This window comes from Bradyrhizobium sp. 190 (assembly GCF_023073415.1).
Taxonomy (GTDB): domain Bacteria; phylum Pseudomonadota; class Alphaproteobacteria; order Rhizobiales; family Xanthobacteraceae; genus Bradyrhizobium.
Window position 1 is genome coordinate 654,692 of record NZ_JADPJL010000008.1, and the last position, 26,365, is coordinate 681,056.

31 protein-coding genes are annotated in these 26,365 nt (G+C 62.0%); 16 read left to right on the forward strand and 15 right to left on the reverse strand.

Features of this window, described 5'->3' with window-relative positions:
• From IVB22_RS06975 to IVB22_RS07005, 7 genes are read left to right on the forward strand one after another with little or no spacing between them, the layout of a single operon-like run.
• Nucleotides 1-1,104, forward strand: coding sequence for a carbon-phosphorus lyase complex subunit PhnI (locus IVB22_RS06975; RefSeq protein WP_247516559.1), 1,104 nt, complete (start codon nt 1-3; stop codon nt 1,102-1,104).
• Nucleotides 1,101-1,985 (forward strand): alpha-D-ribose 1-methylphosphonate 5-phosphate C-P-lyase PhnJ, encoded by an 885-nt coding sequence (locus tag IVB22_RS06980; RefSeq protein WP_247516560.1) that lies wholly within the window; start codon nt 1,101-1,103, stop codon nt 1,983-1,985. Before IVB22_RS06975 ends, IVB22_RS06980 begins: the two co-directional genes overlap by 4 nt.
• Nucleotides 1,978-2,778, forward strand: a complete 801-nt coding sequence (phnK, locus tag IVB22_RS06985; RefSeq protein WP_247516561.1) for a phosphonate C-P lyase system protein PhnK — start codon at nt 1,978-1,980, stop codon at nt 2,776-2,778. Before IVB22_RS06980 ends, phnK begins: the two co-directional genes overlap by 8 nt.
• Nucleotides 2,779-2,786: 8 nt before the next feature.
• Nucleotides 2,787-3,485, forward strand: coding sequence for a phosphonate C-P lyase system protein PhnL (gene phnL / locus IVB22_RS06990; protein WP_247516562.1), 699 nt, complete (start codon nt 2,787-2,789; stop codon nt 3,483-3,485).
• A gap of 14 nt (nt 3,486-3,499) precedes the next feature.
• On the forward strand, nt 3,500-4,654 hold the full coding sequence (locus IVB22_RS06995) for an alpha-D-ribose 1-methylphosphonate 5-triphosphate diphosphatase (protein ID WP_247516563.1): 1,155 nt from the start codon (nt 3,500-3,502) through the stop codon (nt 4,652-4,654).
• Nucleotides 4,654-5,250: a phosphonate metabolism protein/1,5-bisphosphokinase (PRPP-forming) PhnN gene (phnN, locus tag IVB22_RS07000; protein ID WP_247516964.1), complete on the forward strand. Its 597-nt coding sequence runs from the start codon at nt 4,654-4,656 to the stop codon at nt 5,248-5,250. The genes IVB22_RS06995 and phnN overlap by 1 nt, the downstream gene beginning before the upstream one ends.
• Before the next feature lie 13 nt (nt 5,251-5,263).
• Complete coding sequence (locus tag IVB22_RS07005; RefSeq protein WP_247516564.1) at nt 5,264-5,875, forward strand: pyridoxamine 5'-phosphate oxidase family protein; 612 nt, start codon at nt 5,264-5,266, stop codon at nt 5,873-5,875.
• A 37-nt stretch (nt 5,876-5,912) separates the two neighbouring features.
• On the opposite strand, the gene IVB22_RS07010 is transcribed toward IVB22_RS07005, so the two are convergent.
• Nucleotides 5,913-6,800 (reverse strand): LysR family transcriptional regulator, encoded by an 888-nt coding sequence (locus IVB22_RS07010; RefSeq protein ID WP_247516565.1) that lies wholly within the window; start codon nt 6,798-6,800, stop codon nt 5,913-5,915.
• 104 nt (nt 6,801-6,904) lie between these two features.
• On the opposite strand from IVB22_RS07010, the gene IVB22_RS07015 reads away from it, so the two are divergent.
• The 5 genes from IVB22_RS07015 (at nt 6,905) to IVB22_RS07035 (ending at nt 11,019) form a co-directional block, all read left to right on the forward strand.
• On the forward strand, nt 6,905-8,335 hold the full coding sequence (locus tag IVB22_RS07015; protein ID WP_247516566.1) for an amidase: 1,431 nt from the start codon (nt 6,905-6,907) through the stop codon (nt 8,333-8,335).
• Nucleotides 8,336-8,773: 438 nt separating this feature from the next.
• Nucleotides 8,774-9,097: a hypothetical protein gene (locus IVB22_RS07020; RefSeq protein WP_247516567.1), complete on the forward strand. Its 324-nt coding sequence runs from the start codon at nt 8,774-8,776 to the stop codon at nt 9,095-9,097.
• Between the two features lie 318 nt (nt 9,098-9,415).
• Nucleotides 9,416-9,496: a pyrroloquinoline quinone precursor peptide PqqA gene (pqqA, locus tag IVB22_RS07025; RefSeq protein WP_108512900.1), complete on the forward strand. Its 81-nt coding sequence runs from the start codon at nt 9,416-9,418 to the stop codon at nt 9,494-9,496.
• A 307-nt stretch (nt 9,497-9,803) separates the two neighbouring features.
• Nucleotides 9,804-10,664, forward strand: a complete 861-nt coding sequence (locus tag IVB22_RS07030) for a hypothetical protein (RefSeq protein WP_247516568.1) — start codon at nt 9,804-9,806, stop codon at nt 10,662-10,664.
• Nucleotides 10,665-10,782: 118 nt separating this feature from the next.
• Entirely contained in the window at nt 10,783-11,019 is a 237-nt protein-coding gene (locus IVB22_RS07035; RefSeq protein WP_247516569.1) for a hypothetical protein, read from the forward strand.
• Between the two features lie 28 nt (nt 11,020-11,047).
• Here the strand turns inward: IVB22_RS07035 and IVB22_RS07040 are convergent, their stop codons facing one another.
• From IVB22_RS07040 to IVB22_RS07060, 5 genes are read right to left on the reverse strand one after another with little or no spacing between them, the layout of a single operon-like run.
• Nucleotides 11,048-11,392, reverse strand: coding sequence for a hypothetical protein (locus tag IVB22_RS07040; protein WP_247516570.1), 345 nt, complete (start codon nt 11,390-11,392; stop codon nt 11,048-11,050).
• Nucleotides 11,393-11,427: 35 nt separating this feature from the next.
• Complete coding sequence (locus tag IVB22_RS07045; RefSeq protein ID WP_247516571.1) at nt 11,428-12,222, reverse strand: pentapeptide repeat-containing protein; 795 nt, start codon at nt 12,220-12,222, stop codon at nt 11,428-11,430.
• A gap of 47 nt (nt 12,223-12,269) precedes the next feature.
• The gene (locus IVB22_RS07050) at nt 12,270-12,998 is read right to left on the reverse strand and encodes an ABC transporter ATP-binding protein (RefSeq protein ID WP_247516572.1); all 729 of its coding nucleotides are present in this window, start codon (nt 12,996-12,998) and stop codon (nt 12,270-12,272) included.
• Nucleotides 12,988-13,725, reverse strand: a complete 738-nt coding sequence (locus IVB22_RS07055) for an ABC transporter permease (protein ID WP_247516573.1) — start codon at nt 13,723-13,725, stop codon at nt 12,988-12,990. Before IVB22_RS07055 ends, IVB22_RS07050 begins: the two co-directional genes overlap by 11 nt.
• Before the next feature lies 1 nt (nt 13,726).
• A complete protein-coding gene (locus tag IVB22_RS07060) occupies nt 13,727-14,683 on the reverse strand; it encodes an ABC transporter substrate-binding protein (protein ID WP_374207495.1) in 957 nt (318 codons plus the stop codon).
• A gap of 104 nt (nt 14,684-14,787) precedes the next feature.
• Between IVB22_RS07060 and IVB22_RS07065 the strand changes: the two genes are divergently transcribed.
• On the forward strand, nt 14,788-15,147 hold the full coding sequence (locus tag IVB22_RS07065; RefSeq protein ID WP_247516575.1) for a hypothetical protein: 360 nt from the start codon (nt 14,788-14,790) through the stop codon (nt 15,145-15,147).
• 20 nt (nt 15,148-15,167) lie between these two features.
• Here the strand turns inward: IVB22_RS07065 and IVB22_RS07070 are convergent, their stop codons facing one another.
• On the reverse strand, nt 15,168-15,986 hold the full coding sequence (locus IVB22_RS07070; RefSeq protein WP_247516576.1) for a quinoprotein dehydrogenase-associated SoxYZ-like carrier: 819 nt from the start codon (nt 15,984-15,986) through the stop codon (nt 15,168-15,170).
• Between the two features lie 54 nt (nt 15,987-16,040).
• Nucleotides 16,041-16,964 carry a quinoprotein relay system zinc metallohydrolase 2 gene (locus IVB22_RS07075; RefSeq protein ID WP_247516577.1) on the reverse strand — a complete coding sequence of 308 codons (924 nt, stop codon included), beginning with the start codon at nt 16,962-16,964 and terminating at the stop codon, nt 16,041-16,043.
• A 236-nt stretch (nt 16,965-17,200) separates the two neighbouring features.
• On the opposite strand from IVB22_RS07075, the gene IVB22_RS07080 reads away from it, so the two are divergent.
• Both IVB22_RS07080 and IVB22_RS07085 read left to right on the forward strand, forming a co-directional pair.
• On the forward strand, nt 17,201-18,085 hold the full coding sequence (locus IVB22_RS07080) for a substrate-binding domain-containing protein (RefSeq protein ID WP_247516578.1): 885 nt from the start codon (nt 17,201-17,203) through the stop codon (nt 18,083-18,085).
• Nucleotides 18,082-18,657, forward strand: a complete 576-nt coding sequence (locus tag IVB22_RS07085; RefSeq protein WP_247516579.1) for a PQQ-dependent catabolism-associated CXXCW motif protein — start codon at nt 18,082-18,084, stop codon at nt 18,655-18,657. The genes IVB22_RS07080 and IVB22_RS07085 overlap by 4 nt, the downstream gene beginning before the upstream one ends.
• 3 nt (nt 18,658-18,660) lie before the next feature.
• Here IVB22_RS07085 and IVB22_RS07090 read toward each other — a convergent pair whose 3' ends face one another.
• From IVB22_RS07090 to IVB22_RS07120, 7 genes are all read right to left on the reverse strand, one after another.
• Complete coding sequence (locus IVB22_RS07090; protein ID WP_374207479.1) at nt 18,661-19,272, reverse strand: hypothetical protein; 612 nt, start codon at nt 19,270-19,272, stop codon at nt 18,661-18,663.
• Nucleotides 19,269-20,117, reverse strand: coding sequence for an ABC transporter permease (locus IVB22_RS07095; RefSeq protein ID WP_247516580.1), 849 nt, complete (start codon nt 20,115-20,117; stop codon nt 19,269-19,271). The genes IVB22_RS07090 and IVB22_RS07095 overlap by 4 nt, the downstream gene beginning before the upstream one ends.
• Nucleotides 20,114-20,935, reverse strand: coding sequence for an ABC transporter ATP-binding protein (locus IVB22_RS07100; protein WP_247516582.1), 822 nt, complete (start codon nt 20,933-20,935; stop codon nt 20,114-20,116). Before IVB22_RS07100 ends, IVB22_RS07095 begins: the two co-directional genes overlap by 4 nt.
• Nucleotides 20,932-21,924 carry a YVTN family beta-propeller repeat protein gene (locus IVB22_RS07105; protein ID WP_374207496.1) on the reverse strand — a complete coding sequence of 331 codons (993 nt, stop codon included), beginning with the start codon at nt 21,922-21,924 and terminating at the stop codon, nt 20,932-20,934. The genes IVB22_RS07100 and IVB22_RS07105 overlap by 4 nt, the downstream gene beginning before the upstream one ends.
• A complete protein-coding gene (locus IVB22_RS07110; RefSeq protein WP_247516583.1) occupies nt 21,921-23,102 on the reverse strand; it encodes an ABC transporter substrate-binding protein in 1,182 nt (393 codons plus the stop codon). The genes IVB22_RS07105 and IVB22_RS07110 overlap by 4 nt, the downstream gene beginning before the upstream one ends.
• Before the next feature lie 114 nt (nt 23,103-23,216).
• Nucleotides 23,217-24,062: an S-formylglutathione hydrolase gene (gene fghA / locus IVB22_RS07115; protein ID WP_247516584.1), complete on the reverse strand. Its 846-nt coding sequence runs from the start codon at nt 24,060-24,062 to the stop codon at nt 23,217-23,219.
• 33 nt (nt 24,063-24,095) lie between these two features.
• Nucleotides 24,096-24,716 carry a response regulator transcription factor gene (locus IVB22_RS07120; RefSeq protein WP_247516585.1) on the reverse strand — a complete coding sequence of 207 codons (621 nt, stop codon included), beginning with the start codon at nt 24,714-24,716 and terminating at the stop codon, nt 24,096-24,098.
• Nucleotides 24,717-24,945: 229 nt separating this feature from the next.
• Here IVB22_RS07120 and IVB22_RS07125 point away from each other — a divergent pair, with 229 nt between their 5' ends.
• Nucleotides 24,946-26,313, forward strand: coding sequence for a histidine kinase (locus tag IVB22_RS07125; protein ID WP_247516586.1), 1,368 nt, complete (start codon nt 24,946-24,948; stop codon nt 26,311-26,313).
• Nucleotides 26,314-26,365: the final 52 nt, after the last annotated feature.

Genomic DNA, 26,365 nt, shown 5'->3' on the forward strand with positions numbered 1-26,365 from the left:
ATGTACGTTGCCGTCAAGGGAGGCGAGCGCGCCATCGAGAACGCCCATCGTCTGCTGGCGCATGAGCGGCGCGGCGACCGTGATGTACCCGAAGTGTCGCTGGCCCAGATATCCGAGCAGCTTTCGCTCGGCGTCGACCGTGTCATGACCGAGGGCTCGCTGTACGACCGCGAACTAGCGGCGCTTGCTATCAAGCAGGCGCGCGGCGACCTGATCGAGGCGATCTTCCTGGTGCGCGCGTTTCGCGCCACGCTGCCGCGTTTCGGCGCGACCGAGCCGGTCGACACCGGCGCGATGCAGGTGCGCCGCCGGGTTTCCTCGACGTTCAAGGATATTCCGGGCGGGCAAATTCTTGGTCCCACCTTTGATTACACCCACCGCCTTCTCGATCCCTTGCTCGCCGAGGGCTTCGCGCCCGAGACTCCTGCGACGGGCGAGGCGTCCACAGGCGCGACCCCGCGCGTGACCGATATTCTGGGCCGCGACGGCCTGATCGAGCCGTCGCCGGTCGCGGAGGCTGACGCTCCCGTTGGTGATCTGACACGCGAGCCGCTTAATTTCCCGGCGGACCGCGATCTGCGCCTGCAAAACCTGGCGCGCGCCGACGAGGGTTTTCTGCTGGCGCTCGGCTATTCCTCGCAGCGCGGCTATGGCCGCAATCATCCCTTTGCCGGCGAGATTCGTTTCGGCGAAGTGGAGGTGGAGTTCATGGCCGAGGATGTCGGCTTTGCTGTTCCACTCGGTTCGATCGCGCTGACCGAATGCCAGATGGTCAACCAGTTCAAGGGCTCGGCGACGGAAGCGCCGTGTTTTACGCGCGGCTATGGCCTGGCCTTCGGACAGAGTGAGCGCAAGACCATGTCAATGGCGCTGGTCGATCGCAGCTTGCGCGCCCGTGAGCTCGGCGAGGAGGTGATCGCGCCCGGCCAGGACGAGGAATTTGTGATGTCGCACTCGGACAATGTGCAGGCGACCGGCTTCGTCGAGCATCTCAAATTGCCGCATTACGTCGATTTCCAGTCCGAACTCGGCCTGCTGCGCAAATTGCGCAAGGAATTCGCCGAGGCGAACGAGGCCCCGCAAATGCAGGAGGCCGCGGAATGAACGCGCCGGCTTACAATTTCGCCTATCTCGACGAGCAAACAAAACGGATGATCCGCCGCGCGATCCTCAAAGCGATTGCCATCCCCGGCTATCAGGTGCCGTTCGCCAGCCGCGAAATGCCGATGCCCTATGGCTGGGGCACCGGTGGCGTCCAGGTGACGGCGGCGATCCTCGGCCCAGACGACGTGCTGAAGGTGATCGACCAGGGCTCCGACGACACCACCAATGCGATCTCGATCCGGAATTTCTTCGGCAAGACGGCTGGCGTCGCGACCACCACGTCTACGACGGATGCCACCGTGATACAGACCCGGCACCGCATTCCCGAGGCGCCGCTGCATGCAGGACAGGTGCTGGTCTATCAGGTGCCGATCCCGGAGCCGCTGCGCTTCCTGGAACCGCGCGAAACCGAGACGCGGCGCATGCATGCGCTCGGCGAGTACGGCCTGATGCACGTCAAGCTGTACGAGGATATCGCGCGCTTTGGCCATATCGCGACCTCCTATGCCTACCCGGTGAAGGTGAATGCGCGCTATGTGATGGATCCGTCGCCGACGCCAAAATTTGACAATCCCAAGATGGACAATTGTCCGGCGCTGCAACTGTTCGGCGCGGGGCGCGAGAAGCGTATCTATGCGATTCCGCCGCATACCCATGTGGTATCGCTCGATTTCGAGGATCATCCGTTCACGCGCTACCGGTTCGACGCGCCCTGCGCGCTGTGTGGCGCCGGCGATTCCTATCTCGACGAAATCGTCACCGACGACAAGGGCGGCCGGATGTTCGTCTGTTCCGATACCGACTATTGCGAGTCTCGCCAGTTGGCCGGCCATCGCGGCAGCGAGAGCGCCGCGCCGCACAAGGAGAGGGCGCATGGCTGAACCACAAGAGCCCGTGCGGGACGATGAGCCGCTTCTGGTCGCAGATCATCTCGGCAAGAACTACGGCCGGTTGACCGCCTGCCGCGACGTATCCTTTGCGCTCTACCCCGGCGAGGTGCTGGCGATCGTCGGAGAATCCGGGTCGGGAAAGTCCACGCTGCTGCAATTGCTGTCCGCGCAGCTCGCGCCGAGTGCCGGGCGAGTATCATACCGGATGCGGGACGGCGTGTTGCGCGATCTGGCCGCGTTAGGTGAGGCTGAGCGCCGCTTTCTGTTCCGCACGGATTGGGGCTATGTGCACCAGGACCCCGCGCAAGGCCTGCGGATGGCGGTCTCGGCCGGCGCCAATGTCGGCGAACGGCTGATGGCGGTGGGCTGGAATCACTACGGCCGCATCCGCGATACTGCCTCGTCATGGCTGGAGCGCGTCGAGATCGATACCGCGCGCATCGACGACGCGCCGCGGACCTATTCGGGCGGCATGCGGCAGCGGCTGCAGATCGCGCGTAATCTGGTGACCGAGCCGCGCCTCGTGTTCATGGATGAGCCGACCGGCGGGCTCGACGTATCGGTGCAGGCGCGACTGCTCGATCTGATGCGCAATCTCGTCAGTGAGCTCGGCCTTGCCGCCATCGTCGTCACCCATGACCTCGCGGTGGCGCGGCTGCTGTCGCACCGTGTGATGGTGATGAAGGGCGGTCGCGTCATCGAGACCGGCCTGACCGATCAGGTGCTCGACGATCCCCGCGAGCCCTATACCCAACTGCTCGTTTCCTCGATTTTGCCGGCATGAGCGCGCCAATGACTGCGATGATCGACATCACCAACGCTGAAAAGACCTTTACCATGCACCTGCAGGGTGGCGTCGAGCTGCCGGTGGTGCGCGGCGTTTCATTCCATGTCGAGCCGGGCGAATGCGTGGTGTTGTCAGGCCCGTCTGGCGCCGGCAAATCCTCGATCCTGAAAATGATCTTCGGCAACTACCGCTGCGATGGCGGCCGGATCGGCATCCGGCATCGGGGCGAGGTAATCGATCTTGCGACCGCCGAGCCGCGGCAGGTGCTCAGCGTGCGCCGCTCGACCATCGGCTATGTCAGTCAGTTCTTGCGTGCGGTGCCGCGGGTCGCCACGATCGATGTAGTGGCGGAGCCGCTGATTGCGAACGGATCTGCGCGCGTGGAAGCCCGCGAGCAGGCGGGCGCGCTGCTGCGCCGTCTCAACATTTCCGAGCGGCTGTGGGCACTGCCGCCGTCGACGTTCTCCGGCGGCGAACAGCAGCGGGTCAACATCGCGCGCGGGTTCATTTCCGATTTGCCGATTTTGCTGCTGGACGAACCGACTGCCTCGCTCGATGCGGCCAATCGCGCTGTTGTCGTCGAGTTGATCGGGCAGAAGAAACGCGAGGGGATTGCGATGGTGGCGATCGTTCATGACGACGAAATACGCCATCTGATCGCTGACCGGATCGTCGACGTGACATCATTTGCCGCCGCGGCATGAAGGAAGAATATGAGATGACTTCGAAGCACGAAACCATCCTCGGCAACGCCCGCATCGTGCTGGCAGATCGCGTGATCGAGCGCAGCTGGGTCGCTTTCGCCGATGGCCGCATCGCCGAATTCGGCGAAGGAAGCGCGCCCGCAGGTAGCGAAGACGCCGGCGGCGACCTGATCATGCCCGGCCTGATCGAGCTGCACACCGATCATCTGGAAATGCACTATGTGCCGCGCCCGAAAGTATTTTGGGATCCGATCGCGGCGGTGGTTTCCTACGACGGACAGTTGGCTACCTCGGGCATCACCACGGTTCTGGATTCGCTGCGGGTCTGGCGCGAGGATGGCGCCGAGGAGGTTGACGGCAGGGCAGGCGTGCTGGCGGAAGCGATCACATCCGCGCGCGATGCCAACCTGCTTCGCGCCGATCATTTCCTGCATTTGCGCTGCGAAATCCCGATGCCGAGCGTGGTCGAGGAAGCCAGGGAGCTGATCGACCGGCCGGACGTGCGGCTGATGTCGCTGATGGACCACACGCCGGGGCAGCGCCAGTTCCGCGATGAGGTCAAGCTGCGTGACTACTATCGCGGCAAGGGGGGCGGCAAAACCGACGCCGAGCTCGATGCGCTGTTCGAGAAGCGCTTCCACTATCAGAAGACGTATGCCGCGACCAACATGCGTGAGATCGTCGCGCTCGCCCATCAATATCAAATCCCGCTCGCCAGTCACGACGATACGACCGAGGAAAACGTCGCTGACGCGATCCAGGACCGCGTTTCGGTGGCGGAATTCCCGACCACGATGGAAGCCGCACGCGCGTTACACCAGGCCGGCATCGGTATCCTGATGGGTGCGCCGAACGTGGTCCGGGGCGGCTCGCACTCCGGCAACATCGCCGCCATCGATCTCGCCCGCGAGGGATTGTTGGATATCCTGTCGTCCGACTACATTCCCTCGAGCCTGCTGATGGCCGCGCTGCAATTGCCGCAGCATGTTCCGGCGATCGATCTGGCCTCCGCTATCCGCACCGTCACCAAGACCCCGGCTGAAGCCGTGGGCCTTGCCGACCGAGGCGAGATCGCGCCCGGCAAGCGGGCCGACTTGATCCGGGTGCATGTCGCCCGCGACATTCCGGTGGTACGCAGCGTCTGGCGGGAAGGGCGGCGTGTGGCATGATGGAGACGCTGACAACCACAACGGCAGATCAGACCGCTGCCATCGGGCCGGGCCGGTTGGTGCTCGTGGTCGGACCGAGCGGCGCCGGCAAGGATACGCTGCTCGGCCTTGCCAAGGCAGCCTGTTCCGATGATCGCAACATCGCATTCCCACGCCGCGTGATTACGCGTGAAGCGTCGGCATCGGAGGAAAACGAAGAGGTCAGCCTTGGCACGTTTCAGGAGGCGTTGACGCGTGGCGAATATGCCATGCATTGGGAAGCCCACGGCCATTGCTACGCGCTGTCGCGCGCGATCGACGACGAAATCCGCGCCGGACGATCCATCGTTGCCAACGTATCGCGCACCGTGATTGGCGCAATGCGCCGCGCCTATGCCGACGTGGTGGTGGTTTCAATCACGGCGCCGCCAAACGTTCTGGCTGAACGGATTGCACTGCGTGCGCGAAGCAGCGACGGCACGGTCGAAAACCGCCTGCGCCGCACGGTGGAGGACGCCTCGGCCGCCCCCGACGTTACCATCGTCAACGTCAGCAGCGCTGAATACCATGCCCGCCAACTCGTCCGCGTCATCAAGGGCGAGAAGTGGGACGATTGACCGGAGACCAGAAATGACCGTTGTCGCGTCCATCGAGCAGCTCGAGGCCATCTACGGCTTTCCCAACGATGCCTCTACGGTGAAGGTGGCGGACAGGGTGACGCCGGCCTATCGGGCGTTGATGGACAAGTCGCCGTTCGTGGCGCTGGCGACCTGCGGGTCGGAGGGGCTGGACTGCTCGCCGCGCGGCGACCTGCCGGGCTTCGTTCGCATCCACGATGAGAAGACGCTGATGATGCCGGATCGCCGCGGCAACAACCGCTGCGATTCGCTGCGCAACATCGTGCGTGACCCCCGGGTGGCGCTATTGTTTCTCATCCCGGGTTCCGGCAGCACGCTGCGCATCAACGGCCGCGCGCATGTCTCGGCCGATCCGGAGCTGCTCGCGTCGTTCAAGATGGAGGGTAAGGCGCCGCGCACCGTCATCGTCATGACGGTGGAGGAGATCTACTTCCAGTGCGCGCGCGCCATCGTGCGCTCCGATCTCTGGAATCCCGACAAGCGCGTCGACCCCAGGAGCTTGCCGACACCCGGCCAGATCCTTGCCGAGATGAGCGACAACACCGTCGGCGGCGAGAAATACGATCGGGAATGGCCGGAGCGCGCGCGGCAGACGATGTGGTGATGCTGATATCGCATCGCTATCTGGCAGCCGACGGGTATCAGGCCTGGCGGATCACCTTTTCCGCGCATTTGAGAAAATTCCGGACCAGCGGATTGAGAGAATCCCTCCGCCAGCAAACCGCGACGTCGATGGCATCGTCGGCGTCGAGGAAAGGCCTGAACACGACGCCGGTCGGGCATCCGAGCTGGGCACAGGCGGGAAGGATCGCCATGCCCTCGCCGGCAAGGACGAGGCTGAGCGCCGAGTGCACCGTCTCGACCCGGTTCGCGACCGGCATGCTGACCTGATGCCGCCGGAGCAGCGACGTCACAACGGAGGTCGCTGGATCCTCGGCAGGTCCGGGTAAACTTATCAGCGGGCGGCCCTGCAGCTTTCTCACCGGCACGGCCGCCGCGCGCGCCAGCTGCGAACCGGCCGGCATGGCCAGCATCAATCGCTGCTTTCCGATCGTGGAGATCTCAATCTCGCTGTGGCGAATTGCGGGCATGCACAGCGCGACAGTCACGCTGTGATCCAGCAGCCGTGCCTCACGCGTCGATGCGCTCAGTTCGATGAACTCCAGATCGACCTTGGGAAAGGCCCTTCGAAGTTCCGGAACGAGCCTCGGCAACACGGCATGGGCAAGCGCGAACATGTAACCGACCGACAGTCTTCCCCGGCGCCCCGCCGCCACCGCGCGGGCGGCCTCAAAACCTTCAGCCGTCAGGGCCAGCGCTTCACGCGCGCGCGACAGCAAGGCGCGGCCGGCCGCCGTCAGCTCCATTCCCCGCGCGCCGCGGCGAAACAGCGGGGTTCCTACTTCCGATTCCAGCTTGCGGATCTGGACCGACAATGGCGGCTGCGCCATGCGCAGCCGTACGGCCGCTTGGCCAACGCTGCGTTCTTCTGCGACGGCAACGAAATACCGGAGACGCCGGAGATCCATTTTTGCCATACCAAAATCGTATGGGTCAGTTGTGCGATGGTATTGGACCTGAAGTCAATGTGGATGTCATCTTTGCGTCATTCGACCCAGGGGACTTTAGCGCGATGAGCGATGAACTGTGCCTTTTGCCTGCTACCGAACTCCGCGCACGGATCGTCCGCAAGGATGTTTCACCGGTCGAAATTACGCGTGCCGTTCTTGCGCGTGCTGAGCGATTGCAGCCCCAGTTGAACTGCTTCATTACGCTGTGCGGCGATGAGGCCATGGCCGAGGCGAGGAATGCGGAGCGTGAGGTCATGGCCGGGGGGCAGCTCGGCCTTCTTCACGGCATTCCGTTCACCGTGAAGGATATCGTCAACACCAAGGGGGTGCGAACCACCTTCGGCGCGATCCCCTACAAGGACAACGTTCCTGATCATGACGCGGTCGCCGTGGCGCGAATGCGGGCAGAGGGTGCCATTCTGGTGGGCAAGACCACGACGCCGGAATTCGGCACCAAGTGCCTGACAGATTCGCCGTTGTTCGGCCGCACGCGCAATGCCTGGAGCGGCGCGCGCTCGAGCGGTGGTTCAAGCGGAGGAGCGGCGGTTGCGGTTGCCAGCGGCATCGCGCCTCTTGCCATCGCGACGGATGGCGGCGGCTCGACGCGGATTCCGGCAGCCTGCAACGGCGTTGTCGGCCTGAAGCAAAGCAACGGCGTTATTCCCCACAGTCAGGTGCAGGACGCGTTCGGCAACCAGACCTATGTGACGCCCACGACGCGCACCGTCGCAGACACCGCCCTGATGATGCAGGCGATGTCAGGAGAAGACGCTTCCGATCCATGGTCGATCGGATTCCCGCAGTGGAATTTTGTCGAGGGATCGGCTCCAAACGGCGATCTGCACGGGCGCAGGATTGCATTCTGCCTCGCGCCGCTCGGCCGGCCGGTTGCGGCCGATGTCGTTGCTGCATTCAAGGTCGCGCTTGCCAGGCTGGAATCCCTTGGGGCCGAGGTCGAGGAAATGTCCGGCGACGGATTTGAGGTGGAGCCGATCTGGCGCGCCATCAATCACACCGCCTGGCGCGCGCGGTTCGAGAAGCTTGCGGCCGATCATGGCGACGTGCTGAGCGAGACTTTCATGAAACAACTGGCGCTGGCCACGAAGGTCAGCGGCGTTGACTATCAGCGGGCGATGTTTGACCGTACTGTTCTGTTCCGGCGGGTTCAGACATTGCTGCAGAGGGTCGACATTCTCGCGATGCCAACCATTACCCGAACCGCGCTTCCGATCGACCAGGACCTGTTCGGCACGATAGAAATCGACGGGCGGGTATTCAGCGACGTGCGTCCGAGTTGGTTTCCCTGGACGATGCCGTTCAACATGACCGGTCATCCCGCCGTCAGCCTGCCCTGCGGCTTTGATACGGACGGCCTGCCGATCGGCATCCAGTTGGTCGGGCAATTCCGCGGAGACATCGAGTTGCTGCGCGTCAGCGCGCTGTTTGAGGCCTCGCAAGATCTTCTCGGCCGGTGGCCGAGCCTGGCTGGATAAGCGAAAATAATTTCGCAGCCGTGTCGTTGCGCCGTTGTCGCCGATCATCCCGACGGAACATGCGGGCAGGTGTTGGATCGTGGCCGGCTCCCGCGCTTGTCGATCGGCACGTTGCAATTGTCGAGCCGTTGCTCGTCCATCCACTTCCTACCCATGCGTTCTTTTCCGGTCAGTGGCGTCCCGTTGGCGGGCACGGCGGTCTCGGCATTTGGCGCGGTTTGGTCAGGCTGCCTGTCCTGCGCAAATGCACCCGGCGCAAGGCACAACGCGAAAAGAAAACTGACCAACCTTCGGTGAATCGGTTCCATAGGCTGTCCTCGTCAAAAAACCCGGGCGTCAGATTAAACATGTCGGGATTTACCTAGCCACCCGGAACCTGCAGACGACAGGCCGGTTGCCTCTCAGGTCGTGCGTGCTTCACGAGAACGGGAGAGACAGATGAAAATGAAACAGTTCATGATTGCTGGTTGCTCCATCCTGGTTTTGAGCACCGGCGCAGCATTGGCTGATCCCTGTGACACAGGCCGCTCCGCCAGCCTGAAGGACGCAGGCTCCGGGCCGGCCAAGATGGGCGACAGCCAGACAACGGGTATGGCCGGCAACACCGGTCAACATCCGCCGACCGGCACGATGAATCGAACGACGGGAGACGTTGCAGCGTCTTCGCAGGATACGCAGCGGCAGATGCAAGGCGAGCCGACGGCAGCACAGCAGTCCGAAGGCGCCAAGGCCGACAGCAAGACCGCAGACAAGGATTGCTGAGGCGTGAAACTGAGGCGGTGACGAAGCGTCGCCGCCTCGGCCCGGTCTGTCGGCATGCCGACCGAAGGTCTCCGTCTTCGACAGATGGCTTCGGCGAATTCGCGAACCGTGACTGAAGCGACGCGTGCGTCGATCCGTCGCTTTGGTTCGTTCGCCTTGTCCAAGAGCGAAGTGGCTTTGCCCGAGAGGGAAGTTTCCGGTGCCAGATGCTCGGTATGGCGTCAACATCGGATCTTCCGTGCTTGCGCTACGTTCGAGGTCAACCTAGTTTCGATGCCGGCACGAACGTCGTGCCAGCACTGCTTGGGAGAAACCCTGATGAGTTGGAAAACTCCGAAGATTGTGGAAGTGCCGGTGGGCATGGAAATCAACATGTACGCCTGCGCGGCGCGTCAATAGACGCGTCGAAACGGTCTGCCCGGCTCCGGCAACAGTCTGTTGCTGCGGGTCGGGCAAGCTGTACGATCCCAAGCTGTATGATCCTTGGAAGTTCTCCACCACCTGCATCAAGAGCAGGGCGCGGATCCTGCCAAAGTGGGCGGGAATCCCTGTAGACGGCCGCCCGGATGGCAATCCCGTTCTGATTCCTCTCTTCCACATGTTCCCGTGGCTCGCCGCTGGTCCCAGCATCATGCTAGGGTATGTTCTCGGCCGACTCCGCCGGACTTGCCGGCCAAACCCCATGACCCGCTGAATGCGAATATCGATGCGTGCAAAGACCCTCCAGGCGGCGGTGGTGTCTCTTGCTGCGCTGCTGCCGGCCTGCGTCCGTGCCGAGGGCATCGATACCGAGCATCTGTTCGGCTTCATGATCGGCACCGATGTCGGCAATGTCGGCGAACGGGAGTTTCAAAGCGAGACGACCGGGCGCTTCGGCAAGAACGGCGGCCGTTATCGAGCCGTCGGCCAGGAGTTCGAGCTTGAGTTTGTGCCTGTCCGGAATTTTCGAGTCGAGATCGGAAGCACGTTTGCGTCGCATCTGATCAGTGGCGTGCCAGGTCTTGACGACCAACGCCGGCTATCGTGGCAGGGCGGATCGCTCGATCTGCGCTACCGGTTTCTCGATCGGGAAATGGCGCCATTCGGGCTGACTTTCGCGGTCGAAGCTCACGCGCATCGGGTCGATGAGACGTCGGCTGAACGGGTCCGGAGTTTCGGGACGGAATTCAGGCTGGCGCTGGACCGGGAGCTCGTGCCGAACCGCGTCGTCGCGGCGTTCAACCTGATCTACGAACCGGAGTGGACGCGTCTTGTCGGCAGCGGTGTGATGGAAAGGGAATCCACCGCAGGGGCGGCGCTTGGGCTAATGGCGCAGTTGCGTCCCGGTTTCCTGTTAGGCGGTGAAGCGCGGTACTTGCGGAAGTACGGAGGGATCGGTTTGGAGGAACTTGCAGGACAGGCGTTGTATGTCGGTCCAACCGCTTATTTCCAATTGTCGAAACGCTCGCGGCTGACCGCAAGCTGGAGCGTTCAGGCATGGGGGCGTCCGACGGGGTCAACTGCCGGCCTTGATCTGGTCAATTTCGAGCGCCACCAGGCAAGGCTGGTTTTTGGCGTTAACTTTTAGAGTTGGCGGCGCCCGCGTGGTCCGGTTCCGGCTTTTCACGGGGTAGTGAAACTTTACGCCACCCGTTACCGTAGCTTTTGGCGTTATTAATTCCGGAGCAATTCAAGGGATATCAGCCATGACTCCGATAGATTTGGTCGTGACCGTCTGTGCGGTGCTCTCGCCGACCACCTGCGAGGAAACCCATCTGGTCTTTTCTTCAGATGTTTCTTTACGGCAGTGCACCATGGCCGCGCAGCCCTATATCGCAAAGTGGGTTGGCGAGCATCCGAAATGGACCGCGGTGAAATGGCGTTGCGAATATCCACGTAACAACCAAAAGGCATTCAAGGATGCCGTGTGGTCTGCAGGCTGAACTATCCTCGACAAGAAGGCTGTAGCGGCTACTTGTTGCAGTCCTTCAAATCCTTGTCCGCGATCGAAAACACGGCGTCAGCTTTGATCTCGACGTCGCGAACGAAGCAGTGCTTTGCGTCGCGATAGCCGACCTTGGCGTCATAGCGTCCCGGCTGCACCCCCGTGATACGCAGGCGCTCGTCGTGGTCGACTTCCTTGTCCTTGTCGTTCAGGGTGAGATTGGGACCCCAGTCGTTCTTCCCGACCGGGGAAAGCTGAAACTCCGAAATGGTCGCGGTGGTCAGATTCCACAATCGGATGCCTTTTCCCTGCGCGGCCACTTCATTGGCGCTCGCTGACAGCAGAGCCACCAAAGCCAAGGTCCATCGCATCGGGCAATCCTTTCATCACGGAGCGTTTAGAGCCATCATTGCTTTATCAGGCGGTCTCGATTTTTGGCCTTATCGAAATTTCTCGCCCGGTCGAGGCCGATTGGGGCGATCAACCTGGCTGAATCGAGATCGGCACCATCGAAATCGGTATCGATGACGGTGATATCGGTCAAGTCGGCTCCTCCGAGCTGGGCCCCCTTGAGCGAAGCACCCGTGAGGTCACCGCCCTTCAACGCCGCAAACTCAAGATCGACACGCGACAGGTCGGCGCCGCGTGCGTTCAGCCGTTCCAGATTGGCGGATTTGAGAATCCCGCGCATCAGGCCCATCGACTGGTTGCGCATGTCTGCGCCCAGATTTGCTCCTGCGATCGAAGCTCCGACAAGACTGGCGCCGGTGAGATCGGCAGCGATGCGTGCTCCGGAGAGATCGGCGCCGTCGAGGCGGGCGCGAACCATCTGCGAGGCGAACAGGTTTGCGCCCTTCAGGCTTGCTCCGGTCAGGTCCGCCTCGAGCAGCCATGCCTGGTCGAGGATTGCACGGTCGAGTTTTGCGCCGGCGAGCTTTGTCTTGTTGAGTCGTGCCGCGCGGAAAATTGCGCCGGACAGGTTGAGCCCGGAGAGGTCGAGGCCGGATAATCTCTTTCCTGTGAAGTCGGCTGGCGCGGCGCTGGTCGCCGCAGCGAGCGCGGCCTCGACCTCTCCGCGGGTCATTTCGGCCGAGACCATATCGGGCGACGACAGGTCCACGTGACGCATCATGTCCTGCGCCGTTGCCGTCATGGTGACAAGCGCGAGACCGAGCGCTGCGGTTCCGATCGAGCGTTTCATCGTCAACCTCGCGGATGACGTAACGTAGCACGCGCCTCAAGCACTGCCTATGAACTTTCCCGCTCGGGGAGATCGCCATTGATTCGCCGCATGACGTCCGACTTGATTGCGGCAATCTCGGCGTCTCCGCGCTCGCCGCGCGGTGTGCAGATAGGCAGCTCGGCGAGAACCCGAGCCGGACGCGGCGACAACAGGAACAGGCGGTCGCCAAGGCGAACCGCGTCGTCCACGTCGTGGGTAACCAGCAGCGTAATCATGGAACGGTTGTCCATCAACATGGCAATCTGATCGCGCATGCGGGCGGCGAGGGCGACATCGAGCGAGGCCAGCGGTTCGTCGAGAATGAGGAACGCCGGCTCGACGGCGAACGCACGGGCGAGCGCAACGCGTCGTGCCAGACCTAGCGATAGTTCGCCGGGAAAGTGGTTGCGATGCGCGTTCAATTCCAGAATTTCGAACAGCGCTGAAAGCTTCGCCTCATCGGCCAGGGGCGCGGCAAGTCGTACATTTTCTTCGACCGACCGCCAGGGCAACAGCCGCGGCTCCTGAAACACGAAACCGATTCGCGCGCCGGCGGGACGCGAAACGCGCCCTTGAAAGTCGGGGTCGAGGCCGGTGAGAATCCTGAGCATCGTACTCTTGCCGCAGCCGGATGGACCGACGAAGACGCCTACCTCTCCGGCATCAAGCGCAAAGGCGACGCCGGCGATCACGTCGTGCTGTTCGCCCGCCGCGTTCTTGAACGTCTTGCTGGCGATATCGACCTCAAGCCGCACGGGGACGCCACCGGGATAGCCGGGCCTCGAATGGCTGCACCAGCAAGGTTTCAATGAGGAGCACGACCACCGCGAAGCTCAGTGAATAGGCCAGCAATAGCGGAATGTCGAACAGCTGGAACGCTACGCCGATCTCGAAACCAACACCGTTCGGACGTCCGAGTAATTCCGCAACAAGGACGATCTTCCAGACCAGGGAAAGCCCTGATCGCGCGGCGGCTGCGATATAGGGCGACAGTTGCGGCAAAATGACGTGCCGGAACTTCTTCCAGCGCGGCAACGCAAATACTGTCGCCATTTCGTCGAGCGCCGCATCGAGGGCACGCGCGCCCTCGCGCAGCGTAACGACAGCGGTCGGGAGCTTGTTGATGGCGATTGCCGCAATAGCGGCGACTTCAGTCAATCCAGCCCAGATGTAGGCGAGCACGATGACCACGAGCGCCGGCAGATTGAGCAGCAGGATCAGCCAGGGGTCGCCCAGCCGATCCGCAAGCCGTACCCGTCCCATCAGGTATCCGATGGCGGCGCCCAGCGTCATCGCCAGCGTGAAGGCGAGCGTAACGCGCGCCAATGTCGCGCCGAGATGGAAGAACAGGTCACCTGACCTCGCTTCCTCAATCATGACCGCAAGCACGGTGGGGGGAGGTGGCAGCTTCGCGTCACCGACAAACAGCGAGCCGATCCACCAGGTTGCGAGCAGCACAGCGAATGACAGCAGGCGCGGCACCTCAGCCTCCCGGGATCGCGTGATAGAATGTTCCGGAATCGAGTTCACGCGCCGGCCCGACAAGTTCGCGGCCGCCGATGTCAGCCAGCACGCGGTAGAGAATGCGTGCGTCGGCTTCTTCGTCCGCGACCGGGCGACGCGGAATTCCTTCCCGATAGCGATCGCGATAGGCGTGCAACGTTGCGGCATCGGGAGCGCCGGTCAGTGGCGCAATTTTCTCCCACTCCGCATCCGAGGTCGACAGGATCTCTTTCGCCGCGCGGGTCATGGCAATGAAGCGGGCAATTTTGTCCCGGTTTGCGTTCGCCCACTTTTCGTCGAAGACGTAGCCGATCATCGCGGTGCGGCCTTTAGCGCCGAGTTTCGGCAGCAGATCCTCAATGCCGGCGACACGGCGGAAGCCCTTCGCTTCCAGTCCGGCGCAGAAATTCCAGTAGTTCAACGTCGCATCCATTTCCCCGCTCAGCGTCTTCGCTGCCAGCAGCGGTGGTGCGCCGTAAGCGATGGTCGCGTCCGACTTCAGGTCGATGCCGCCCTGCTTCAACCACGCCAGCAGCAGCAGCCAGCTCTTGTCGATCGGGCCACCCGCGACGGCGAGCTTGCGGCCCTTGAGATCGGCCAAGCTCTGGATCGGCGATGAGGCAGGTACCATCACGGCGCCGAGCGCGCTCGAATAAGGATAGAATGTCAGTTTGGCGCCAAGTCCCCGTTCGCGCGACACCCAAAGCCAGTCGGTGACCACAATGTCGGCGTTTCCGGCACGAAGCGCTATCTTGCCCGCCTCGGGGCTCGCCAATTCGAGAACCTGGACCGAGAGGCCGGCCCGCTTGTCGAGGCCGTGCGCACGGATCACGGCGAGTTCCCAGGCGAATGTTCCGGTCTTCTGCACCGCAACGCGTAAAGCCTCGGCGCTGCAGCACGTGCCGAACGAGACTGAAACAATCGTGGCAAGCAGCATGCGAACAAAAAGTTTCATGATCCGTTGAGCCGTTTCCTCGAACGTCTGCTTTTCAGCGGGGCAGTCATAGCATAGCTTCCACGGTTAGCAGTGGGAGGAAGACGATGATGCTTGTCGGATCGGTACGACGTATTGTCGCCGCGTTGATGGCGCTGTTGACGATGGTCGTGACCACGCGCGCCCAGGACATCAACGACTATCCGACATCGGCGCGCGTTGAGTACGTTTTTGGCTGCCTGAAGGCAAATGGCGAGACGCGGCAGGCGATCGCGCAATGCTCCTGTTCGATCGACGTTGTCGCTTCGCTCCTGCCTTATCAACGCTATATCACAGCCGAAACCGTGCTCAGCATGTCGCAGGTCCGGGGAGATCTAGGCGGGCCATTCCGCACATCCGCGCAGGCGGCAAACGCGCTCAACGAGCTCAGACGGGCCCAGGCCGAAGCGGAAGTGCGCTGTTTCTGAAGCGCTGAACGCGGCTCGGATTAGATCCCGGAATCATCGATCTTCCATTCGCGCTGGAAGATGTGTCCCTCGGTATCCTTTGCCTCGGCGCGGAAACGTTTCGCGCCATTCGATACGTAGGTGAACCTGATATTGGGATCTTCCGAAATTGAAATGCCGCCTTCCATCGTCAACACCAGGCTGTCGTCCTGCCAAAGCCGCAGTTCATTGACGAAGAAGGCCGGGACATAGAGGTGCGTGACCTGGTCCATCTGCAAACCGGAATTGTTGGGATGCCCGATCATGATTTGGGCTTCGCGCGCGCCGCTGACGGGGCCTTCATCGGCTTTTCCGAATTGCCGGTAGCGCATCTGGCCGAGCCGGCCCTTGGCCTCGTCGGCGTTCTTGGCGGCAGGTGCCGAACAGCCGCCGGACGCCTTCACATAAGTCTTGACCATGTAAAGTTTGCCGTCGCTGAGTTCGGCCACCGCATGAACATCGGTGTAATTGTTGACGCGGACGCGGGTGGATATCTCCGACACTTTGGCGTCCGGCCCGAGCTGGAATTTCGCCGCCATCGGCGCGGGGTTCCGGTCGATGACCAGCGTAATGCTCAGCACCTGCCTGACGTCACCGGGCGATAGCTTCGTTCGCAAGGTCACCGGCACGATGGCGGCATCCTCGGCACGCGACGGCATTTCGATGGCGATCACGTCGCTGCCATCGCTCATCGGACGATTGTTGAAGATGTCCTGGACCAGGCCCGGCCAGGCGTCATTTGGCGTTGCCGCAAGCGCCAGCGGAGCGCCGAGCAGCAGCAAGCCAGCGACGGCGAACAGGCGGAAAAAAGATCCGGGCATGCGCCACCTTCGTGAATTTGGAAGCAACGCACGCAATATAGGGCAATGCGCGCACTATTCCCATTCAATTTCCGAAAATGCTGCGGTTGCGTTGCGGCTGTTGAAGTCGTCGAACAATTCCCATCGGGATCGCTCGGAGCTCGCTGCCGAGCTCGCTGCCGCAATCGGCTTGCCGCTTGCGACGAGCCCGCGGACGTCCGAGGCCAGCGTTTCGAGATAGCGGCGCTCGTCGGCTAGGGCGGCCGGCCATGCACTCACAGGACCGTGACCGGGAACCACGCGTTGCGCTGATAGGGCGCCGAGCTCGCCGAGCGCGCCCAGCCAGCCGCGGATGCTGCCGTCCAGCACGGGCGTGTGGGCCAGAAACACCAGATCGCCCGCAAACAAGGTTCCGGATTTTTCATCGAGCACCGTGAGATCGCAATCGCTATGCGCGGCAGGCCACGCCCGCAAGACGAGGGTTCGCGCGCCGAGATCCAGGTTGAGCGTGCCGCTGACGAGCAGCGTTGGTGGCACGATGCGGATCTCGTCGATCAGCTCATCGCCCATGGTCCGGCGAAACGCATCGAGATAGAATTGTCCGCGCGCGGCCAGCGTGCGTGGCAGGTTCGCGTGGCCGACGAACGTCGTTCCGTCCTGCACGAAGGCGGCGTTGCCGAAAACGTGATCGGGATGGCCGTGCGTATTGATGACGTAGCGGATCGGCTTGTCCGTGCGGGCGCGAATGGCTGCCATCAATTGTCGTCCCTCGCGGACGCTGCCACCGGTATCGATTACCGCGACCGCATCTTCGCCAACGATGAAACCGACATTGGCGATCGCGCCGTCGTTCTCGCGCGTCATCTGCGCGGTTTGGCCGTTGTGCACGAACACGCCATCCGCAACGGAGTTCACGGGCAACTCAATTTGCTGCGCGCGCGAGGCTGTTGCCGTAGCGAGCATCGCGAACGCGGCCAGGATCACTGCGGCATGAGCCATATTTCGGCCTCCGTCTCACCACGAAGCGCTGTCGACAATTCCATGCTTCATCGTAACCTGGTTTGCGTCGCAGCACAGGCAACGAGGCCGCTATCGGGATTATTCCTGTTGCAGGGTCCAATTGACAAGCTTAGCATTTTGCTCGTCTGCGGCTTCAACGGAACTTCGTTCGTCGGGGTTGCCGATATTTTTCCGAAGTTTGCAACCATGGTGGGCCGGAAGTGCAGCAGCTTTTGATGACATATGCCGGGCAGAAGCGCTGGCTGACGATTTCGATACTGACGATCCTCGCCGTGCTCATCGGGCGTGATGTCGCGCGCGCGCAGATCAACGAAACGGGCGATTTGTCGATCGAACTCGTCGATCCCAAGGTGCTGCGCGTCTGCGCCGATCCGCACAATCTGCCGTTTTCCAACGACAAGGGCGAGGGTTTCGAGAACAAGCTTGCCGAGCTGTTCGCGGAGAAACTGCAGAAGAAGCTGGACTACATGTATTTCCCGCAGGCGACCGGCTTCGTCCGGATGACGCTTGGGGCCCATCGTTGCGACGTCATCATGGGCTTCCCGCAAGGCGACGACCTGGTCCAGGGTACCAATCCCTATTACCGTACCGCCTATGCGCTGGTTGCCAAGCGGGGCAGCGGCCTCGAAGACGTTGCGACGCTGGAAGACGAGCGCCTGAAAGGCAAACATATCGGCATCGTGGCAGGCACGCCGCCGGCCACGAACATGGCGATCAACGGCCTGATGGCGAATGCCAAGCCATATCAGTTGATGGTCGATACGCGCATCGACTCGTCAGCGGAAGCCATGATCGCCGACCTGATGTCGGGTAAGATTGACGCCGGCATTCTCTGGGGACCGATGGCGGGCTTCTATGCGAAGAAGGCGAACCCGCCGCTCCATGTCACGCCTCTCGTGAAGGAAAAGACGGGCCCGCGACTGGCCTATCGCATCGGCATGGGAGTGCGGGCGGCCGATCAGAACTGGAAACGGCTGCTTAACCGCCTGATCCAAGAGAACCAACCGGCCATCAACAAGATATTGCTGGATTACGGCGTTCCCTTGCTCGACGAAAACGATCGGCCGATCGGCGCGGAGACGGCAACGAAAACGCCATGAAGGAAGCGCTCGCAGGCCTGATCCTTGCGGCGTTCACATTCATTGTCTCGACATCAGCGCAGGACAGGCCTCCTGAGCCCGACGGGTACCGCATGGAAGACTACCGTGCGCCGGTCCCCGCGACCCTTGCCGATGCGCGCGTTCTGACGACCGCGGAAGCCGGCGCGATCTGGCGAGCAAAAGCGGCCGTGTTCATCGACGTAATGCCCCGCGCGCCGAAGCCGCACAATCTTCCCGAAGGCACGGTCTGGCGCGATCAGCCGCGGCTCAACATTCCCGGCAGCATGTGGCTGCCGGACACCGGCTACGGAAAGCTCGCGGCGGCGACGGAAGATTATCTGCGGCGCGGCCTCGTCCGCGCGACGGCGGGCAACACTATCGCGCTGGTCGTGGTTTACTGTCAGGCCGATTGCTGGATGTCCTGGAACGCGGCAAAGCGAATCCTGGCATACGGCTATTCCAATGTAGCGTGGTACCCCGATGGAACCGACGGCTGGGAACGGGCCGGCCTGGACCTCACTGAGTCGCAACCGGAGCCGCGGACAGGTGAGGAGACTTCGTCGCGGCGCTAGGGACTATTCTATCTCCTGCTGAATCGTTCGTCCGAGCGCGAACAGACGCTGGTCGATCGCCGTTGGCACCTCGCAGACGAATTTAATGACATTCCTCCGATCCTCGAAGATCCGCGTCTGCCACACCAGCTGATTGCCGAGCTCGTCGATCTTGGCCTGATCGGGCGGGGACGCGCCGTGCAGCGCCTGCAGGGCGAGCGTATCGTCACGGATTTTTTCGGCGGCCGCGCGTTGCTTGCGGGTCACGCGCTCCAGCCCATTCAGGACCTGGGAGCGTTGGGCATTGAGGGAATCGAACAGGCCGGAAAACAGCAATTTTCCGCTTCCGGTCTTGTCGGCTGCACCGTTCAGATATTCTGTGATTGCCTTCTGCGCTTCCTCAAGCGGGGTGCGCCGCGCCGCGAGCTTTGCTACCAGCGCGCTGACCTTGGCATCGTCCTTCCACTTGCCGGAGATGTCGTCGAGCGGTGGGCCTGCCCACACCGCGGCGAGGGATATCTCGGGCACCTTGGCCTGGGTGCACGGCCAATCCGGATAGCGGGGATCGGCGGCATGGCAGAACCTGATCGTCGCCATAACGGCAAGACAAGCTACGATTGCGGTCCGATATTTCATGTCTCGCCTCCGGCCGGTCCGCGGCGGATCAGGCCACGCGATGGATCGTAGGCGTAAATTGCGCCGACCATGAAGACGATCGTGCAGCCGCCGACGACCGCGAGCGCGATCCAGTTCACTTGCCCATACAGCGCAAAACGTATCAGCTCCACGGCATGCGTGAACGGATTGAACTGACAGACATAGTAGAGCATCGGGCTGCTCTCCAGGATGCGCCACAGCGGATAGAGCGCCGAGGAAGCGAAGAACATCGGGAAGATGACAAAGTTCATCACGCCCGCAAAATTCTCAAGCTGCTTGATGCCGGAAGAGATCAGCATCCCCAAGGCGCCGAGCATTAGGCCCGACAAGATCAGCGCGGGCAGCACCGTCAGATAGCCGGCCGGCGGAGGCGCGATATCCCAGAACCAGGCGATCAGCAGGAAGGCATACACCTGGAGCAGCGAGACCGCGGTTCCCGCCAGAAGCTTGCAGGACAAGAGAAACCATCGCGGCAGCGGGCTCACCAGCAACGTCCGCATATTGCCCATCTCGCGGTCGTAGACCATGGAGAGCGAGGACTGCATGCCGTTGAAGAGCTGGATCATCGCCATCAGGCCGGGCGCGATATAGACCTCATACAGGATGTAGGTTTCGTAGGGTGGGATGATGGAGAGGCCGAGCACCTGGCGGAAGCCGGCGGCGAAGATGAACAGCCACACCAAAGGCCGCACCAGCGCCGAGATGAAGCGTTCGCGCTGATGCAGGAAACGAAGCGCCTCGCGCCACACGATACCGCTCAGGCAGGTGAAATATTCGGCGAGCGAGAAGCCGCTCCGGATCGGCCTTATGGTGGCTGATGTCATGATGCTGGACTCCCGCTCTGCGCGGTGGAGCCGGTCAGCCGCATGAACGCCGTGTTGATATCGCTGCCGCCGGTATCGGCGATAACCCGCGCCACCTTGCCCTGGGCCAGTACGCGGCCCTGATGCAGCACTATCAGATCGTCGTTTGAACCGATCTCGTCGAACAGATGTGTCGCCCACAACACGCTTATTCCCTGTTCGGTGACGAGCTGGCGGACGTGGTTGAGGATGTCGGCGCGTGCCTTGACGTCGAGGCCGACGGTTGCCTCGTCGAGCAGGAGCAGCCGCGGGCGGTGCAGAAGCGCCCGTGCGATTTCCAACCGTCGCATCTGGCCGCCGGAGAGATCGCGCACCTTGCTGCCGGCGCGGTCGGCAAGGCCGATGCGAGCCAGCACCTCGCGGCTACGTTCGCGGGCATCGCGTCTGGCGATGCCGTGCAGGGCTGCGTGATAAAGCAGGTTCTGCGTCACCGAGAGGTCGAGATCGAGCGTGCGGGGCTGAAACACCACGCCGAGCAGGCGCAATGCTTCGCCGGGCGCTCGCGCGACGTCATGGCCGAAAATCCCGATATGTCCGCGCTGGATTCCGAACAGCCGCGTGATCAGCGAGAACAGCGTGCTCTTGCCGGCGCCGTTCAGGCCAAGCAGCGCCGTGAAACTTGCTGGTGCGACGGTGAAGCCGATGTCGATCAGTGCATGTCGGGCGCCATAGGAATGGCTGACGCCGTCGATCGACAACGCTGGTATCTCCGCGGCGTCAAGCCGGGAAGGAATGTCCTGCGTGTTCTGACCAGCGGAAAGTTTGTCAGTGGCCTTCATGGCTCTGCAATCGTGATACCCCAGGGCAGCTCGCCGACCTGGATCGTCTTGATGACCTTCTGCGCGGCGACGTCGATGATCGAGACGTCGTTCGAAACGCCATTGGTAACCATCAGATATTTCTCGTCCGGGGTGAATGCCATGTGCCACACCCGCTGTCCCACCAGCAGATACTTGGTGACCTTGTGGCTGGCGGCATCAACGACCGCGACGCGATTGGCAGGGCCGAGCGCGACGAAAGCGGTCTTGCCGTCCTTGGTCATGCCGATGCCGACCGGCTGGATGGCTTCGCTCCGTAAGCCGGGAATCTCGAATGTAATCTTCTTCGTGACCTCCCGCTTGACCGGATCGATCACCGAAATGGTGCCGCCGATCTCCGACGATACCCACACTTCGGAATTGTCACGCTTGAACTCGGCGAAGCGCGGGCGCGCATCGACCAAAACATTGGCGACGATCTGGCGCGTCGCGGTGTCGATGAAATGCGCCATGTTGGTAGTCTCGGAAGTATTGATCAGGATTTTGCCGTCCGGGCTGATCGCCATGCCCTCCGGCTCGACGCCGACCTGGATTTCGCCCAGACGGGCGCGCTTTTCGACGTCGATGATGGTCACCGTGTTGTCGTTCTCGTTGGCGACGTAGAGGAGCTTGCCCTCAGAATCGAGGGCGAACAGTTCGGGGTCCGGGCCGGAGGGCAGGGTATCGACCACCTCCTGCTTGGCGACGTCGATGACCTGAATGCTGTCGTCATCGCCGACCGCCACGAAAACAAACTTGCCGTCCCTCGTGAACTCGATGCCGCGCGGCCGCTGGCCGACCTTGATCGTCTTGGTGACGGTCCAACTGTTCGTATCGATCACGGATACAGTATTACTCTTCTCGTTGGATACATAGGCGATGAAGGCCGAGGCGGGGCCCGCCGTCGCGAGCAGGAAAGCCATTCCGGAAAGCAGGCAATGACGGTACATACGCAATCCATCCTCCCTCATTGTAGCTTGCACTTGGTTTCCGGCCGATCGGCGCCAAGTGTATCGAGCTCCGACACCTGGTGCAAAAATCCTTCCTGCGGCGAAACCGAGACCACCATGCGCCCATCGACCAGCAGGATTGGCTGACGAAGCTGCAGGTTCCAGTCCCGCAGCGTCAGCCGCCGGCCCTTGAACGCCGCAATGGAAAAGTCGGGTCCTTTAAGAAACTCCGATACCGGCTTTGGGTCACCGGACTTCGTGCGCGATGTCGCTTCACCGATCATGCGCGCTGCCGTCCATGCTTGCATGTCCAGTGCGGTCATGTGTCGCAAATTCAATTTTGCAAACCGGTTCTGGATCTGGATCGCGCCCCACTGGTCCTGCGCGGCGTGCCAACTGGTCGGAACCAGCCCGGCCGAGCCGGCAACCGGACGTGGGTCCCAAGTGCGGTAGGGCAGGTAGGACGCAAATACCTCGCTTTCGTCAGCAGCGACGAGGACGTCATAGGCCGGCGCTTGCTGGGTGAACACCGGCATTTGCCGCTGGATCAAAGTGACGCCGCTGTCGGTACGGCGGGCGCCACCGGTGTCTTCGAAGATTCGCTCCTGAACGATCTTGGCGCCGAAGCGCGTCGCTGCGCGGCGCAATGCGTCGGCATACAGTTTGTCCTGCTGATGCGAGCCGACGACAAACAGCCAGCGCTTCCATTGCTTCCACACCAGATACTGGGCGAGCGCATCCGCCAGCATCGAGCGCGTCGGCGCGACATGGATCACGTTGGCGCGACAGTCCTGTTCGCGCAACCGGTCGTCGATCGCGCCGGCATTCAATAGCAACGTGCCGCGTTCGCGAAGCGTGTCGGCTGCCTTCAATAAATCGTCCGCAGGAAGGTCGGCAATGATGAAGCCGGTGCGCGCGGCAAGCGCCGCCGCGGCCTTTGCGACATCCTCATTGTCCTTGAGCCGGACTTCCTCCAGCGTGAAATGCTGATTGAGGAACTTACCCGTGGTGTTGTTGTCCTCGATGGCAAGGCGTGCGCCGGCAAGGCCGTCGTTCTCGGCTGGCAGTTCGACGAGCGACAATTTCGCCTTGACGCCGGCGCGGCCGAGATAGCCGATGCCGATCTCGATCGGGTCGGCCGCGAGCACGGGGGTGGCCGCGATGCAGAAACCGATCGCAACGACCAACCATCGGAACATGGCTTCTCCCTGACAGGTCTTTCTCTTCGCCGTATGGCGGACCGTTTGACCTGAACCATGACCGAATTGTTTTGGCTTGCAACCCAATTCTCTGTGGGACGGCTCTACGCCGTTTCAGCCCTTCAGGCGCTCGGCGTGCCAGCGCAGATGATCGGACATGAACGTGGAGATGAAGTAGTAGCTGTGGTCATAGCCGGGCTGCCGGCGCAAGGTGAGGGGGATTTTGGCTTTCTCGCATGCGCCCTGCAGCAGCTCCGGGCGGAGCTGTTGGGTCAGAAACTGATCGGCGTCACCGTAGTCGACCAGGAGATCGGACACTCTGGCGCCGTCCTCGATCAACGCCACCGCATCGTGCTTGCGCCATGCTTGCCTGACGTCGCCAAGATAACCACCGAGGGCCTTGATACCCCACGGCACCTGCGAGGGCGCGACGATCGGCGAAAACGCGCTTGCCGCGCGATAGCGGTCGGGATGGCGCAGCGCGACCGTCAGCGCGCCGTGACCGCCCATGGAGTGGCCAAGAATGGATTGCCGATTCGGGTCCACGGGAAAGTTTTCGGCGACCAGTTTCGGCAGCTCTTCCGTGACGTAGCTCCACATGCGGTAATTGCGGGCGAACGGCTCCTGCGTCGCATCGACATAGAAGCCGGCACCAAGCCCAAAATCGTAGGCATTGGCGGGATCGCCGGGCACGCCTTCACCGCGCGGGCTGGTGTCGGGCGCAACGAAGATCAATCCAAGTGCGGCGCAGGCGCTGCGGAATTCGCCCTTTTCCGTCACGTTGGCGTGGGTGCAGGTCAGGCCGGAGAGATACCAGACCACCGGCAGCCTGGCGCCGCCGGCGTGCGGAGGGACATAGACCGAGAAGGTCATGTCGGTGCGGGTCTCGCGGCTGGGGTGCTTGTAAACGCCCTGCACACCGCTGTGCGATTTGTTGAGCGAAACGGTTTGCATCGTCATGAATTGGCCACTCCAGCGCCGCTTCGCGTCATCTCAAGCCACGCGGTTCTCGATTGCTAACCGCACCAGTTCGGCAGATGTACGCACACCGAGCTTTTGGCGCATAATCGAGGAGGTATTGGCGACCGTCTTGTAGGAGGAATGGACCAACCACGCAATTTCGGACAGGCTTTTGCCGGCACTGAGCAGGCGCAATATCTCCATCTCGCGTGAAGTCAATTTCGAAAGAGGGCTCTGGGCGAACGAGGGTCTCGCGAATGCAATACTTCGAGCCATCGCCGGCGGCAGATAAACTCCCCCCTTTGCAACTTCACGGATGGCCTCAACCAGCTCCTGAGGATCCCCGGTTTTGGAAACATAACCCTTGGCGCCGACTTGGATGGCGCGCGCGGCGAATACCGGATCATCGTTCATGCTGAACATGATGATACGTACCGAGGCATCGCGCCCTAGGAGGCGTCGGGCCAGTTCAAACCCGGAAACCGTCGGCAGGTTGATATCGAGCACGCAGATATCCGGATGACGTTCGCCGAACACGCGCTCGCCACTCTCCGCGTCGGAGGCTTCCAATATGTCGATCTCGGGGTCGTCCGCGAACAGGGCACGGCACCCCGAAGCAACGATGCGATGGTCATCAACGATCAGAATGCGCATTGGCATTGGTCCCGAATACCCGCGTCACTCCCGTTGCCGCACCGCATCAGGCGAAACACCGCACAGACTTCGGGGCGATACTTGCCGTCGATGGTCATGCAACCCGGGCGATGTTGCTATACGGTTCGATTAGATAGGCGCCAGTTTTATCTGTCAACGCTCCCCTCAACGAGGAACCGAAGACGGTTTCGCTCCCAGACAAACGCGAGTTCTCTCCTGGACAAAGGCTATGTGGCAAAAACTTTCCTTACGCGCCCGGATAAACTTGCTGCTCGCGCTCGTCCTCACGCTCGGTTTAGCCGCCAATATTGCGCGACTTGTGCTTGAGGCTGGACCTCGCGTCCGGGCCGAAGATCAAAGCGTCATTCGGCTGGCGCGTGAATTCATCGATACGATCGTTGCGGGACTGAATGAGGCGCCAGACGCAGAAGTGCGGCTGAACCAGATTGTTCACGACCTCAACCGGCTTCGCCACGTCAGTATCACGCGGCAGGGTGAAGCGGCCGAGCGAGCCGGGGCAGCGGCCAACCCGGACGACAATGCCGATGCACGCTCACCGCCGGCATGGTTTGTCACGCTTGTTCACCCCGAAAAGACCACGGTGAACGTGCCGATCTCAATCAAGGGAAAACCGGGTTCGCTGCTCATCACATCGCATCCGAACGACGAGGTGGCCGAGATCTGGGATGGAATTATCACTCAGCTCCTGATCGGCACGGTGATTGCGATCATTCTCTTCCTCATTACGATCAGGGTCGTCAGCCGGGCGCTTGCGCCAATCCAGACGCTTTCGGAAGCAATGACGAAAATCGAAGCCGGCGGCTACGACACGCGCGTGAAGCCGGATGGCCCGCCGGAACTGGTGGCCATCTGCGACAAGTTGAATCACCTCGCCGCCACTTTGGGTAATGCGGTTGACGACAAGAGGCGCCTGGCCGAGCGCGTCGTCTCGCTGCAGGATGTCGAACGTAAGGAAATCGCGCGCGAGCTTCATGATGAATTCGGGCCGTATCTCTTTGCCTTGCGAGCCCATGCCGGTGCGCTGACCCGGATCGCAGACGCAAAGGATCCAAACGTAGAGGCGACGCGAAAGCACGGCAGCGCGATATTGGAACAGGTAAACGCCTTGCAGCAGTCCAATCGGCGGGTGCTTGAAAAGCTGCGCCCTGCGGGACTGACGGAGCTCGGTCTTCGCGAAGCGCTCGGTGCGCTCCTGCGTCTGTGGGGGGAGTCGCATCCCGACGTCGTTATCGAAACGGCAATCTCGCAGTCGCTCGGCGACACAGGCGAGACGGCCGACTTGACGATCTACCGCACCATTCAGGAAGCACTGACCAATGTCTTTCGCCACGCGGGTGCCACCTGCGTCAACGTAACCGTTGAACCTATTGAGCTGTCCTCGGGATTGACCGGACGAGGCGGCGTCTTGGTGCTGGTCCGCGACAATGGCGGCGGATTGAGGCCGGATCACAAGCTTGGTCTTGGGCTCACGGGAATGCGCGAGCGCATTCTGGCGCTGGGTGGCTCGCTCACGATTGCTTCCGGAGACAGCGGCGTAACCGTGGAGGCCGTGATTCCGAGGGACGCGCGTTACTGACTCGGGAATTTTTCCCTTTTTGGTCGGGACGTTTTGAATGGTGCGCGACCTG